Here is a 15178-nt window from a genome sequence, read left to right as displayed (position 1 = left end):
CGAACGCCACACCGCCGCCAGCGACACCATCACCGCCCACAACGACGCCTGCACCACCACCACATCGTCCAGCGACACCGCCTCACCACCGCGCACCACATCGACCACCGACCAGCCGACATAGGAGCGCAACGCCGCATCACACTCCGCCAACCGCTCCGCGAACACCGACGAGGACTCCAACAACCCCGCCGCCATCCCCACCCACTGCGACCCCTGCCCCGGGAACACGAACACCACCCGCCCCGGCTCCACCGCTGCCACACCCGTCACCACATTCCCCGCGGGCAGGCCCTCGGCGAGCACCGACAGACCGGACAGCGCGCTCCCACGGTCCGCTGCCAGCACCACAGCCCGGTGTTCCAACGCCGCTCGTGACGAAGCCAACGACCAGCCCAGGTCCGTGACATCGAGCGTGGTGTCCGCCTCGACGTACGCGGCCAGTCGCCCGGCCTGTGCCCGCAGCGCGGCCTCGGACTTCGCCGATACGGTCCAGGGGACCATCGGCATCTCCGACCCGCCCTCGGGGTCGACGGCCTCGGCCGGGGCCTCCTCAAGGATCACGTGGACGTTGGTGCCGCTGATGCCGAAGGAGGAGACACCGGCCCTTCGTGGGCGGCCCTGGTCGGTCCAGTCGACGGGCTCGGTCAGCAGCTCGACCGCACCCGAGGACCAATCGACATGCGGTGTCGGCTCATCCACATGCAACGTCCCCGGCAGCACACCACGCCGCATCGCCTCCACCATCTTGATCACACCGGCCACGCCCGCGGCGGCCTGTGCGTGCCCGATGTTGGACTTGACGGACCCCAGCCGCAGCGGCCGGTCGGCGGGGCGGTCCTGGCCGTAGGTGGCCAGCAACGCCTGCGCCTCGATCGGGTCGCCGAGCGTGGTGCCCGTACCGTGTGCCTCCACCGCGCCCACGTCGGCCGCCGACAGCCCGGCACCGGCCAGGGCCGCGCGGATCACCCGCTGCTGCGACGGGCCGTTGGGGGCGGTGAGACCGTTGCTGGCGCCGTCCTGGTTGACCGCGCTGCCGCGGACGACCGCGAGCACCCGGTGTCCGTTGCGGCGGGCGTCCGAGAGGCGCTCGACCAGCAGGACGCCCGCACCCTCGGACCAGCCTGCACCATCCGCCGAGGCGGAGAACGCCTTGCACCGGCCGTCGGGCGCCATGCCCCGCTGCCGGCTGAACTCCACGAACACCCACGGGGTGGCCATCACCGTCACGCCGCCCGCCAGCGCCAGCGAGCACTCGCCCGAGCGCAGCGCCTGCACCGCGAGGTGCAGGGCGACCAGGGAGGAGGAGCAGGCGGTGTCGACGGTGACCGCGGGCCCTTCCAGGCCGAAGGTGTAGGAGATGCGGCCGGAGGCGACGCTGCCCTGGGTGCTCGTGACCGCGTAGCCCTCCAGCCCTTCCGGGGTGTCGGAGGTCGTGCCGTAGTCGTGGTGCATCACGCCGGTGAACACGCCCGTCGGGCTGCCCTTCAGCGTCCTCGGGTCGATCCCCGCCCGCTCGAACACCTCCCAGGACGTCTCCAGCAGCAGCCGCTGCTGCGGGTCCATGGCCAGTGCCTCGCGCGGCGAGATCCCGAAGAACTCCGGGTCGAACTCCCCCGCGTCGTGCAGGAAGCCGCCCTCGCGCGCATAACTCTTGCCGGTCGCGTCCGGGTCGGGGTCGTAGAGCCCCTCGTCCCAGCCGCGGTCGGCCGGGAAGTGCGACACCGCGTCCCCGCCCGACGCGACCAGCTTCCACAGGTCCTCCGGCGAGCCCACCCCGCCGGGGTAGCGGCAGGCCATGCCGACGATCGCGATCGGGTCATCCGCCACACCGGCAGCCAAAGCCACCGGCCCGGCGCCCACCCCGAGACCCAGCACCTCCGACCGGAGGAAACCCGCGAGCAATTCGGGTGTGGGGTAGTCGAAGACGAGGGTGGCGGGCAGGGGCCGGCCGGTGGCAGCGTTGAGGCGGTTGCGCAGCTCGACGGCCGTCAGGGAGTCGAAGCCGAGCTCCTTGAACGGGCGACCCGCCGCGATCGTCTGTGGTGTGGCGTGGCCCAGTACGGTCGCCACCTGGGCGCGGACGACGTCCAGCAGGGCGCGGTTCTGGTCCTCCTCGGTGAGGCCGGTCAGGCGGTGGGCGAGCGACGAGGTGCCGGCGCTGTCGGTGGCCGCCGTCCTGCGGGTGGTGGTGCGCACCAGGCCGCGGAACAGGGCACGCAGCATCCCTGCCGTCGCCTCCTTGCGCAGGACGGCCATGTCGAGGTGTACGGGCACGAGGTGGGCGTCGTCCTGGGCGACGGCCGTGTCGAACAGCGCCAGGCCGAGGTCGGCGGTCAGGGGCCGGATGCCCGCGCGCCGCATCCAGGTGAGGTCCCGCTGTTCGAGGTGGCCGAGCATGTCACCGGCTTCGGCCCACAGACCCCAGGCGAGGGAGTGCGCACGCAGGCCGTTCGCGCGGCGGTGCTGGGCGAGGGTGTCCAGGAAGGCGTTGGCCGCGGCGTAGTTGCCTTGCCCCGGGTTGCCGAAGGTGCCGGCGATGGAGGAGAAGAGGACGAACGCCGACAGGTCGAGGTCCCGCGTCAGTTCATGCAGGTTGACGGCGGCGTCGACCTTGGGCCGCAGTACGCGTGCCAGCTGTTCGGGGGTGAGCGTCCCGACGAGCCCGTCGTCGAGGACGCCGGCCGCGTGGATCACGGCGGTCAGCGGACGCTCGGCGGGAATGCCCGCGAGTACGGCCGCCAGGGCATCCCGGTCCGCGGCATCACACGCCACCACCTCCACAGTGGCCCCGGCCGCCGCGAGTTCCGCCGTCAGCTCCGCCGCCCCAGCAGCCTCCACCCCACGACGACTGATCAACAACAGATGACGCACACCACGCTCGACCACCAGATGACGCGCCAGCAGACCACCGAGCGCGCCCGTACCACCCGTGATCAACACAGTCCCGTCACCCGCGAACGACCCGGCACCACCCGGCGTGCACGACACGCGCGCAAGACGCGGCGCGAGGAACACACCGTCGCGTACGGCCAGTTGAGGCTCCTCCGCCGCCAAGGCGATCGTCACGGCGTCCCGCGCGTCGGCAGGATCACCGTCGATGTCCACCAGGACGAAGCGGCCAGGATTCTCCGACTGGGCGGAACGGAACAACCCCCAGAGCGGTGCGTGGGCCAGGTCGGCGACATCCTCGCCCGGCCGCGTCGCCACCGCACGACGGGTGACGACCACCAGGCGGGCGCCGCCGAGGCGTTCGTCGGACAGCCACGTCTGTACGAGCGCCAGTGCCCGGTTCGTCGCCGCGTGGGCGTCCCGGGTGAGGTCGCCGTCGCCGGTGGAACCGAAGCAGGTGGCCACGGCCACTCGCGGTGCCACGGCCGTCCCGGCGTCGAGCTCGGTGATCAGGTCCTTGAGCCCGGCGACCTGCGCGGGCAGCCCGGCGGGGCCGAGCGTCATCCAGCCGCCGGTGCCGGCGGGCGCGTCCGTGGGCAGCGGTGTCCAGTCCGTGCGGAACAGGGCCTGCCGTGGCGGTTCGGTGCCGCCCGCGAGCTGCCGCTCCGGGACCGGGCGCAGCGTCAGCGCGTCGATGGAGGCCACCGGGGCGCCCGCGGTGTCGGCGAGGGTCACGGTGACGGTGCCGGTGCCGGACGGGGTGACGCGGACGCGTACGGTCGTGGCGCCCGTGGCGTGCAGGGCGATCCCCCGCCAGGCGAAAGGAAGTTGGACGGGGGCCGTGGGTCCTTCGGTCTCCAGCCGGGCGAGCAGTGCGGGGTGGAGCGCGGCGTCGAGGAGGGCGGGGTGGATGCCGTAGTGGCCCGCTTCCCGTGCCTGTTCCTCGGCGAGGGTGATCTCGGCGAGGAGGTCGTCACCGGAGCGCCATGCGGCGCGCAGTCCTTGGAAGGCGGGGCCGTAGCCGTAGCCGGCGTCGGCGATCCGGTCGTAGAAGGTGTCGACTTCGACGGGTGTGGCCCGGGCGGGCGGCCAGGTGGTGAGGTCCGGGGCCGTGCCCGTGGTGCCGGTGACGAGTGTGCCGCTCGCGTGGCGGGTCCACGGTGTGCCGGTGTCGTCCGGTTCGTCGGGGCGGGAGTGCACGTGGACGGGGCGCCGCCCGGTCGCGTCGGGGGCCGCCACGGACACCTGGAGCCGGACGCCGCCGTGTTCCGGGAGGACCAGTGGTGCTTCGAGGGTGAGTTCGTCGAGTCGGTCGCAGCCGGTCGTGTGCCCTGCCTGGAGGGCGAGTTCGACGAACGCGGCGCCGGGGAGCAGGGGGGTGCCGAGGGCGGTGTGGTCGGCGAGCCAGGGGTGGCTGCGGAGCGAGATCCGTCCGGTGAGGAGCAGGTGGTCCTCGCCCGCGAGCCGGACGGCGGCGCCGAGCAGCGGGTGGCCGGTGGTGCCGAGGCCGAGCGCGGTGGCGTCGGTGGCCTCGGCACCACCGGACTCCAGCCAGAAGCGCCGCCGTCGGAAGGCGTACGTGGGCAGGTCGACGCGCCGGGCGCCCGTGTCCGCGCAGAGGGCTGTCCAGTCCACGCCGGGCAGTCCGCGTACGTACCCCTCGGCGAGTGAGGCGAGGAAGCGGGCCGGGCCGCCCTCGTCGCGGCGGAGGGTGCCGAGTGCCACGGCGTCGGCTCCGGCGTCCTCGAAGGTGGCCTGCATGCCCATGGTCAGCACGGGGTGGGCGCTGGACTCGACGAAGAAGCGGTGGCCGTCGTCGAGGAGGGCGCGCACGGTGCCTTCGAAGTCGACGGGCTGCCGGGCGTTGTGGAACCAGTAGTCGGCGTCCAGCCGGGAGGTGTCCATGCGCTGTCCGGTGACCGTGGAGTAGAACGGCACGCCGCCGGAGCGGGGGGTGATGTCGGCGAACAGCTCCAGGATGCGTTCCCGGAGCCGGTCGACCTGTGCGCAGTGGGAGGCGACGGTGGAGCCGACGATCCGGGCGCGGATGCCGTCGTGCGCGCATGCGGCGACGAACTCCTCCAGCGCGTCCACCTCGCCCGCCACGGTGACCGCGGCGGGGCCGTTGCGGCCCGCGATCGTCAGGCGCCCGTCCCAGCGGGCCAGTCGCCGCTCGGTGGCGTCGGCAGGCAGGGCGACCGAGGCCACCGCGCCCCGGCCGACGAGTTCCTCGGCGAACAGGGCGCTGCGCAGCACCACGATGCGGGTGGCGTCGGCGAGGGAGAGGGCGCCCGCGACGTGGGCGGCCGCGATCTCGCCCTGGCTGTGGCCCACGACGGCGGCGGGTTCGACGCCGGCCGAGCGCCAGAGGGCGGCGAGGGAGACGTGCACGGCGAAGAGCGCGGGCTGGAGGATCTCGATGCGGTCGAGCGAGGGGGCGCCTTCGGTGCCGCGCAGGACGTCGGCGGCGGACCAGCCGACGAGGTCGCGCAGGACGGCGTCGCACTCGGCGAACGTGTCGGCGAAGGCCCCTGGGGCATCGAGCAGTTCGGTGGCCATGCCCTGCCACTGGGAGCCCTGGCCCGGGAAGACGAGGACGACGGGGCCGCGTACGTCCGCCGTGCCGACGACAGCGCCGGCCGCGGGTGTGCCTTCGGCCAGGGCCGCCAGTGCGGTCGCGCGGTCCGGGGCGAGGACGACGCCGCGGTGTTCCAGGAGGGAGCGGGTCGTCACCAGGGACCAGCCCACGTCGAGCGGTGAGAGCTCGGGCCGCTCGGCGGTGAAGGCGGCGAGCCTTGCGGCCTGGGCCCGCAGCGCCTCCTCGGTCTTCGCCGAGAGCACCCAGGGCATTGAGGTGCCGGCCGTGTCGGCGGGGGCCTCGGCCGTCCCGGTGTCCAGGGGGGCGTCCTCGAGGATCAGGTGGGCGTTGGTGCCGCTGATGCCGAACGACGAGACGCCCGCTCGTCGGGGGCGGTCGCCCGCCGTCCAGGCGACCGGTTCGGTGAGCAGCCTGACGGCGCCGCTCGACCAGTCGACGTGGGGTGACGGTTCGTCCACGTGCAGGGTGGTGGGCAGCAGCTCGTGCCGCATGGCCAGCACGGTTTTTATGACGCCGGCGACGCCCGCGGCGGCCTGGGTGTGGCCGATGTTCGACTTCACGGAGCCCAGCAGGAGGGGTCGGCCGGCGGGGCGGTCGGTGCCGTAGGCGGCAAGCAGCGCCTGGGCCTCGATGGGGTCGCCCAGGGTGGTGCCGGTGCCGTGTGCCTCGACCACGTCGATGTCGGCGGCGGTCAGTCCGGCGCCGGCCAGGGCGTCGCGGATCACGCGTTCCTGCGAGGGGCCGTGCGGTGCGGTCAGTCCGTTGCTGGCGCCGTCCTGGTTGGTGGCCGAGCCGCGCACGACGGCCAGGACCCGGTGGCCGTTGCGGCGGGCGTCGGAGAGGCGCTCCACCAGCAGGACGCCCACGCCCTCGGACCAGCCGGTGCCGTCCGCGGCGGCGGAGAACGCCTTGCAGCGGCCGTCCGGGGACAGTGCGCCCTGGCGGCTCAGCTCCACGAACATGCCGGGGGTCGACATGACCGTGACGCCGCCGGCGAGCGCCATGGAGCACTCGCCGGAGCGCAGCGAACGTACGGCCCAGTGGAGGGCCACGAGCGAGGAGGAGCAGGCGGTGTCCACGGTGACGGCGGGGCCTTCGAGGCCGAGGGTGTACGCGACGCGGCCGGACGCCACGCCGGTGGTGCCGCCGGTGAGGCGGTGGCCGTCGACGCCCTCCGCGCCGTCCTGGAGCTGCGGGCCGTATTCCTGGAACATCGCGCCGAAGAACACGCCGGTCCGGGTGCCCTTCAGCGACAGGGGGGCGATGCCGGCGCGTTCGAGCGCCTCCCAGGAGGTCTCCAGCAGAAGTCGCTGCTGGGGGTCCATGGCCAGGGCCTCGCGGGGTGAGATGCCGAAGAGTTCGGGGTCGAAGCCGGTGGCGTCGAGGAAGCCGCCGGTGCGGACGTAAGTGGTGCCGCGCCGTTCGAGGGCCGGGTCGTAGAGGCTCTCCAGGTCCCAGCCGCGGTCGGCCGGGAAGTCCCCGATGACGTCCCGTTCCGCGGCGACCACGTCCCACAGCGCCTCGGGCGAGTCCACGCCGCCGGGGAAGCGGCAGGCCATCGCCACGATCGCGACGGGCTCGTCGTCGGTGGCGGCGGGTCGCGGGCCGGGGCCCGCGGTGGTGGGCCGTCCGCCGAGCAGGGCCTCGCGCAGGTGCCGGGCCAGGGCCAGGGGTGTGGGGCAGGCGAAGAGGAGGGTGGTGGGCAGGGGCAGTTCCGTGCGCGCGCTCAGCGTGTTCCGCAGCTGCACGGAGAGGTGGGAGTCGAAGCCGAGGTCCTTGAAGGTGCGTTCCGCGTCGACGGCGTCCGGTGACGGGTGGCCCAGCGCGGCCGCGGCGTGGGCCAGCACCAGGCGCAGCAGGGTGTCCTCCTGCTCGGCGGGGCGCTGTGCCGCCAGGTCGTGGCGCAGCTCAGTGGTGGCGGGGGCGTCGTCGGTGGCGGTGGTGTCGTGGGCCGGACCGGTGCCGGTGGGCTGCGGCTGCCGGGGTCCGGCGACGGTGTCGATCCAGTGGCGCCGCCGTTGGAAGGCGTACGTGGGCAGGTCGACGCGCTGGGCGCCCGTGCCCGCGAAGACGGTGCTCCAGTCGACGGGCAGGCCGCGTACCCAGCCTTCGGCGAGGGCGGTGAGGAAGCGTTCGGGTCCGCCTTCGTCGCGGCGCAGGGTGGCCGTGGCCACGGCGCCGGAGGTGGTCTCCTCGAAGATCTCCTGGAGGCCGACGGTCAGGACGGGGTGGGCGCTGGTCTCGACGAAGTGGCCGAAGCCGTCGTCGAGGAGGGCGTGCACGGTCTCGTCGAAGCGGACGGTCTGCCGGAGGTTGGTGTACCAGTACGTGGCGTCGAGGCCGGTGGTGTCGATCAGGCCGCCGGTCACCGTCGAGTAGAAGGGGATCTCGGCCGGGCGTGGTGCGATGCCCTCCAGTTCACCGACCACCCGCTCGCGGACGGCCTCCACCTGGGGTGAGTGCGAGGCGTAGTCGACGGGGATGCGACGGGCCCGTACGCCGTCCGTCTCCCAGGCGGCGAGGAGGGCGTCCAGTGCCTCGGGCTCACCGGACACCACGGTGGACGAGGGCCCGTTCACGGAGGCCACCGCCACGCGCCCGGCCCAGGGCTCGACTCGGGTGCGGACCTCGGCGGCGGGGAGGGCCACGGAGATCATGCCGCCGCGTCCCGAGAGGCCCTCGGCTATGGCGCGGGCGCGCAGGGCGACCACCTTGGCCGCGTCGTCCAGCGAGAGGGCGCCGGACACCGTGGCGGCCGCGATCTCGCCCTGGCTGTGGCCGATCACGGCCGCCGGTTCCACACCGGCCGCGCGCCAGAGGGCTGCGAGGGAGACCATGACGGCCCACAGTGCGGACTGGACGGTCACGACGTCGTCCAGTGCCGTCGCGTCCGCGGTGCCGCGGACGACGTCGGTCACCGGCACGTCGACGTACGGCCGCAGGGCCGCGTCGCACGCGGCGAGCCGGTCCGCGAAGGCGGGGGCGGACTCCAGCAGTTCCCCGGCCATGCCGAGCCACTGCGAGCCCTGGCCGGGGAAGACGAAGGCGACCGGGCCCGGCCCGCCGACCGCGCCCGAGACCGTGCGGGCGGCCGGCAGGCCGTCGGCCAGGGCCTCGAGGCCCGCGAGCGCGCTCTCGCGGTCGGCCGCCGGCACGACGCCCCGGTGCTCCAGTGCCGCGCGCGTGGACGCCAGGGACCAGCCCACGTCGGCGGGCGCGGCGTCGGGCCGCTGCGCCGCGTACGCCGCCAGTCGGCCGGACTGGCCGCGCAGCGCGGCGGCGCTGCGGCCCGAGACGATCCAGGGCACCCACGGCGGTCGCGGGAGCACGGCGCCGTCGGTGGCGGGCGGCTTCGCGGCGCCGGTGCCGGTGTCCGCGCCGGTCCATTCCTCCACCACCACATGGCAGTTGGTGCCGCCCACGCCGAAGGACGAGACCCCGGCGAGCAGCGGGCGGTCGTCGTGCGGCCAGCGGCCGGTGGTGTCCTGGACCCGGAGGCCGAGGGCGTCGAGGGGGATGTCCGGGTGGGGGGTGCGGAAGTTGAGGCCGGCGGGGAGGGTCCGGTGCTGCACGCTCAGGACGACCTTGAGCAGTCCGGTGATGCCGGCCGCGCCTTCGAGGTGGCCCACGTTGGTCTTCACGGAACCGACCGCCAGCGGCCGCCCGTGCTGCCGGGACGGGCCGAAGACGGCGCCCAGGGCCGCCGCTTCGACCGGGTCGCCGACCTTGGTGCCGGTGCCGTGGAGCTCGACGTACTGCACGTCGGCGGGGGCGACTCCGGCCCGTTCGTGGGCGAGCCGCAGGAGTTCCTCCTGGGCGGGCCGGTTGGGCGAGGTGAGGGTGTCGCCCCCGCCGTCGTTGTTGACGGCACTGCCGCGCAGCACGCAGCGGACGGTGTCGCCGTCGGCGATCGCCCGGGACAGCCGCTTGAGGACGATGACGGCGCCGCCCTCGCCGCGTACGTAGCCGTTGGCGCGGGCGTCGAAGGTGTGGCAGCGGCCGTCGGGGGAGAGCGCGCCGAACGCCGCGATGCGGTCGGTGGTCCCGGGGATCAGGTTGAGGTTGACGCCGCCGGTGAGCGCGACGGTGGACTCCCCGGAGCGGAGGCTCTCGCAGGCGAGGTGCACGGCGACCAGGGACGAGGACTGCCCGGCGTCGACGGTCAGGCTCGGGCCGCGCAGGCCCAGGAAATAGGAGATGCGGTTGGCGATGATGCTGCGGTGCAGGCCGGTCAGGGAGTGCGGCCTGACGGCGGCGGGCCCGTACTGCGCGGACAGGGCCGCGTAGTCGTCGGCGATGACGCCGAGGAAGACCCCGGAGCGGGCTCCGGCGAGCGTGTCCGGCGGCAGCCCGGCGTCCTCCAGGGCCTCCCAGCCGAGTTCGAGCGCGAGGCGCTGCTGAGGGTCCATCAGGGCGGCTTCGCGCGGGGCGATTCCGAAGAATCCGGCGTCGAAGTCCTCGATCTGCCGGGTGTCGAGGAAGCCGCCGCGCACGGGCCGTGCGGGCTCCTCCGGGTCCGCGCCCCAGCGTGCCGCGGCGAGTTCGCCGATGGCGTCGCGGCCGTCGCGCAGCAGTTCCCAGAAGGCGGCGGGGTCCGCCGCTCCGGGCAGCCGGCAGGAGACGCCCACGACCGCGATCGGCTCGTCCTGGTCGACGGGCCCGTCGAGAATCGCGTGCACCGGAATCCCGCGAGCCTTCTTGTCCGTCAACACTTTCCTCAGCACTCCCCGCGAAAACGTAGCGGCCGTAAACGCCAAGGCCACGAATGGATCGGGTGGATCGAGAAAGGAATCGAAGCTCTTTGATACCGGCATCGATCCCAACAGGCCCGTCGGGACGGTGTCAACGGAAGCCCCCTAATCCCCGGTGTCCCCACCCCTAGCCCTGTCGGCCCGCCCCCTACGGTTCTTCTGGGGATGTCCGGCGGCGCCTTCCGGTGCTACGGTCCATCGGCCGTCAGGCAACTGCCCCTATTTCCATGGCTCCCGCCGCGCGGGCGGCTTCCGTGGAATTCATTGTCCAGGCGTCCAGGAGCTGTTCATGCCCGAGCCAGCGAATTCTCTGAACCCGCCTTCGGCCGCCGACGGCGGGGCGGCCCTCTTCACGTGGCTGCGCCGGATGCGGGACGAGAGCCCGGTGGTGCGGGGGAACAACGGCAGTTGGTACGTCTTCCGCTACGACGACGTGCAGCGGGTGCTGTCCGAACACGCCGACTTCTCCTCCGACCCCACCCCGGTCTCGCCGAAGGCGGCCGAGGTCGCGAAGGGCGACCTGGCGCAGATCGACCCACCCGTCCACCACCACCTGCGGCGGCGGATCAGCCGGGTCTTCACCCCGCGCACGGTCGCGGAACTGGAGCCGCGCATCGCGGAGATCGGCAGCCGGCTGCTGGCCGGGGCGGGTGACGCGGACGAGCTGGACCTCGTACGGCACCTGACGCACCCGCTGCCGGTCATCGTGATCGCGGAGCTGCTCGGGGTGCCGGCCGAGGACCGTCCGGTGTTCCGGCACTGGGCGGACCGCATCATCGCCGCGAAGATCGCGGGGATCGACGACCCCGAGACGTACGAGCGCCTGCGGTCGGCGATCGAGGAGATGGACTACTACCTGGAGGGGCAGCTGGAGGAGCGCCGGGCCGCGCCGGGTGACGATCTGCTCGGCAGGATGGTGGCCGGCGAGGCCGACGGCGAGCCGGTCTCGGGCGCGGAGGCGGTCAACTTCGCCCGGCTGCTGCTGATCGCGGGACACATCACCACCACGATGATGCTCAGCAGCTCGGTCCTGTGCTTCGACGAGCACCCGGAGGCGGCGGCGCGGCTGCGCGCGGACCGCTCGCTGATCCCCGCGGCCATCGAGGAAGTGATGCGCTACCGGCCCCCGTTCACCATCACCGGCCGCTACACCACGCGCGACATCGAGATCTCCGGGGTGACGATTCCCGAGCGCTCGATCGTCATTCCCTGGCTGGCGTCGGCCAATCGGGACGAACGGCAGTTCACGGATCCGGATGTCTTCGACATCCACCGCTCCCCCAATGCGCACGTGGCGTTCGGCAAGGGAATTCATTTCTGCATCGGGGCGCCGCTCGCCCGGCTGGAGGGCAAGGTCGCCCTCAATCTCCTTTTCGACCGCTACGCGGATGTGCGGCTCGACCGTGATGCCACGCTCGAATTCTACGAGCACAATTTCTTCGGCGTGAAAGCCCTGCCGGTCTCCGTGAAGCGCTCCTGAACACCGGAATCGGGCGCGGCCGTCGATCCCCCCTACAACCCCTATCGGAGCCCACGTGACCGACGAAGCACGAGCCAAGTGGCTGATCCTCGAGCACTGCCGGAAGATCAATACGGGTGATGTGGACGGCCTCCTGAAGCTGTACGCGCAGGACTGCACCTTCGAGGACCCGGTGGGCAACGGAGCGCAGCACGGTCTCGAAGCGCTGGCCCGGCGCGCGGCGGCGGCCGTCTTCTCCGGCGCCTACGAGGACGCCGCGACCCCGGTCGCGTCCAAGGACGGGCACTGGGCGGCGGTTCCCATGGTGTCGACCTTCAACTACCTGCCGCTGGCCGGTCCGGCCATGGCGCAGACGGGACTGCTGCCGCCGGAACCACCGGAGGACCCCGGGAACAAGATGATCAGCGTCAACATCGTCATGGTCATCCATGTCGACGACGACGGCCTCGTCGACCGGATGCAGGCGCTGTACGGGAGTTCGGACGCCAGCATCGTCGACAAGAAGTGACATTCCGCACCGCATGCGCCTGACAAGACGTCAGGCCAGCGGCTGCTCCGCCCAGATGACCTTGCCGTCGGGGGTGTAGCGGGTGCCCCAGCGGTCGGCGAGCTGGGCCACCAGGAAGAGGCCGCGGCCGCCCTCGTCCTCCGCGGCGGCGTAGCGCAGGTGAGGGGAGGTGCTGCTGGTGTCGGAGACCTCGCAGATCAGGCTGCGGTCGCGGAGCAGGCGTACGCGGATCGGCCCGGCGGCGTGCCGGATGGCGTTGGTGATCAGCTCGCTGAGGATCAGTTCGGAGGTGAACACGGCCTCGACCAGGCCCCATTCCGTCAGCTGACGGGTGACGTCGGCGCGCGCCCCGGCCACGACCGCGGGGTCGGAGGGCAGCTCCCACTCCGCGATCCGGTCGGCTTCCAGGATCCGGGTGCGGGCCACGAGGAGGGCGATGTCGTCGCTCTGGCGGGCGGGCAGCAGCGCGCCGAGCACCGCGTCACAGGTCTCCTGCGGGGTTCTGCCGGGTCCGGCCAGGGTGCGGCTGAGGATGTCCAGGCCGACGTCGATGTCCCGGGTGCGGTCCTCGATGAGGCCGTCGGTGTAGAGCACCAGCCTGCTGCCTTCGAGGAGGGAGAGCTCCACGGTCTCGAAGGGCAGGCCGCCCAGGCCGAGCGGCGGCCCGGCGGGCAGCTCGGGGAACTCCACGGTGCCGTCGGGGCGGACGAGCGCGGGCAGGGGGTGCCCGGCGCGGGCCAGGCTGCACGTCCCGGACACCGGGTCGTAGATGGCGTAGAGGCAGGTGGCGCCCGCGATCCCGGTCTCGCCGCCCGCCTCGGCGGCCTCCTGGTCGATGCGGCCGACCAGTTCGTCGAGGTGTCCGAGCACCTCCTCGGGCGGCAGGTCGAGGGAGGAGAAGTTCTGCACGGCGGTGCGCAGCCGGCCCATGGTGGCGGCGGCGTGCAGGCCGTGGCCGACGACGTCGCCCACGACCAGCGCGACGCGGGTGCCGGGCAGCGGGATGACGTCGAACCAGTCGCCGCCCACCCCGGCCTGGGCGGGCAGGTAGCGGTAGGCCATGTCGAGGGCGGACTGCTCGGGCAGCCCGCGCGGCAGCAGGCTGTGCTGGAGCGTCACGGCCATGGCGTGCTCGCGGGTGTAGCGGCGGGCGTTGTCGATGCACACGGCGGCGCGGGCCGCGAGCTCCTCGGCCAGGGACAGGTCGTCCTCCTCGAAGGGGCCGCTCTGCCGGGTGCGCCAGAAGTTGGCGATGCCCATGAGGACGCCGCGCGCCTTCAGCGGCACGGTGATGAGCGAGTGGAAGCCGTAGTCGAGTATCTCCTGGGTGCGCTCCGGGTCCTGGGTGCGCCAGCCCGCGTTGGCCCCCAGGTCGGGTACGAGCACGGGCTGCCCGCTGACGAAACCGGTGGCCTGCGGGGTGGGCGCGGCGAACCGGTGCAGCTCGCCCGCGCGGTAGAGGGGGTGGTCGTCCGTGACGCCGGTGAGCGCCACCCGGCGCAGCTCCGGCGCCTCGGTGCCCACGGCCTGCGGCTCCTCGCCGCGCAGGACGGGCTCGGCAAGGTCGACGGTGGCGTAATCCGTGAAGCGGGGGGCGGCCACCTGGGTGAGCTCCTCGGCGGTGCGCCGGACGTCGAGGCTGGTGCCGATGGCCACGCTCGCGTCGTACAGCAGCCGCAGCCTGCCGCGGGCGACCTCGGCCTTCCCCGCGAGGGCCTGGAGGTCGGTGGAGTCACGGAGCGTGGCGACGCTGCCGGGCGGGCCGCCGCCGCGGTCCGTGGGCCGGTTGTTCACGGCCAGCAGCCGGTCCCCGAAGGGGATCACCTCGTCGGTGGCCACCCGGCGGGAGCCGAGGAGCTGGGCCATCCGGGGGTCGAGGCCGAGTTCGGCGACGTCGCGCCCCTCCACGTCCGGGGCCAGGTCGAGGAGGCGGCGCGCCTCGTCGTTGGCGAGCAGAACCCGGCCGTCGCCGCTGACGATGACCACGCCCTCGCGGACCGCGTGCAGGACCGCGTCGTGGTGTTCGTACATCCGGGTCATCTCGGTCGGGCCGAGGCCGTGGGTCTGGCGGCGCAGCCGCCTGGTCACCAGGGCCGTCCCGCCCGTCGCCAGGGCGAGCGCGATGGCGCCCGCGCCGAGGACGACGGGCAGCTGGCGGTCGAAGGCGCTGCTCACGGCGCTGACCTTGATCCCGGACGACACCAGGCCGACGACGTTGCCGTGGGAGTCGGTCACGGGAACGACGGCCTGCACCTCTTCGCCCAGCGGGCCGTGGACGCTCTCGATGGTGATGCGGCCGGCCTGCGAGGGGCCGATGTTGCCGATGAAGTGCTTGCCGATGAGCTCGGGTTTGGGGTGCGTGTAGCGCAGGCCGTTGCGGTTGGTCACCACGATGAAGTCGACCCCGCCCTCCTTGCGGGCGGCCTCGGTCAGCGGCTGGAGGACGGCGCTGGGGTCGGGACCGGCGAGCGTGGCGACCAGGCCGGGCGCGTGGGCGAAGGCCTCGGCGGCCGCGAGCGAGCGGTCGCGCGCCGCCTGGAAGCGGTCGCTCCGCGCCTGGACCAGCAGGGTGATCACGGCGGCGACGACGAGCAGCAGCACGATCAGCACCTGCAGCAGGAACATCTGACCGGCGACGCTGCGGGTCGCCACCAGTCGCAGTCGCCGTGCCGACGCCGCCCGCGAGCCTTGGCGCCTCTCTCGCCGCTCATGACGGCGCCCCGGGCGCCGGGCGAACCAGCGGCCCGAGAGGCCCCAGGAGCGGCCCCGGATTCGGGCCATACCCCCATGTCTACCCTGCCCTCTTGCGCGGCGCGAACGATGGCGCCCCCGCCGGACCGGGCCACCGGGGTCAGGAACGTGTCAACGTCGGGACGCCCCCGGTCCCGATCCGGTGCCGCGACCCGACGATGAACAGTGCATATGCGAAACCACCCGTACCGGGCGCC

The 15178-nt window shown here is 73.3% G+C and carries 4 protein-coding genes; 2 read left to right on the top strand and 2 right to left on the bottom strand.

The window, feature by feature from the left end:
• Positions 1–10200: type I polyketide synthase (locus tag ABD269_RS32075; protein ID WP_344123649.1), on the bottom strand; the 10200-nt coding region annotated here is incomplete at its 3' end.
• 331 nt (positions 10201–10531) lie between these two features.
• Here ABD269_RS32075 and ABD269_RS32070 point away from each other — a divergent pair.
• Both ABD269_RS32070 and ABD269_RS32065 read left to right on the top strand, forming a co-directional pair.
• A complete protein-coding gene (locus ABD269_RS32070) occupies positions 10532–11722 on the top strand; it encodes a cytochrome P450 (protein WP_344123647.1) in 1191 nt (396 codons plus the stop codon).
• Positions 11723–11777: 55 nt separating this feature from the next.
• The gene (locus ABD269_RS32065) at positions 11778–12230 is read left to right on the top strand and encodes a nuclear transport factor 2 family protein (protein ID WP_344123645.1); all 453 of its coding nucleotides are present in this window, start codon (positions 11778–11780) and stop codon (positions 12228–12230) included.
• A 30-nt stretch (positions 12231–12260) separates the two neighbouring features.
• On the opposite strand, the gene ABD269_RS32060 is transcribed toward ABD269_RS32065, so the two are convergent.
• Positions 12261–15011, bottom strand: coding sequence for a SpoIIE family protein phosphatase (locus ABD269_RS32060; protein WP_425573025.1), 2751 nt, complete (start codon positions 15009–15011; stop codon positions 12261–12263).
• Positions 15012–15178: the final 167 nt, after the last annotated feature.

The sequence above is a fragment of the Streptomyces blastmyceticus genome, assembly GCF_039521185.1.
In the GTDB taxonomy this organism is placed as follows: domain Bacteria; phylum Actinomycetota; class Actinomycetes; order Streptomycetales; family Streptomycetaceae; genus Streptomyces; species Streptomyces blastmyceticus.
This window is presented reverse-complemented; position numbering and strand designations above follow the sequence as displayed.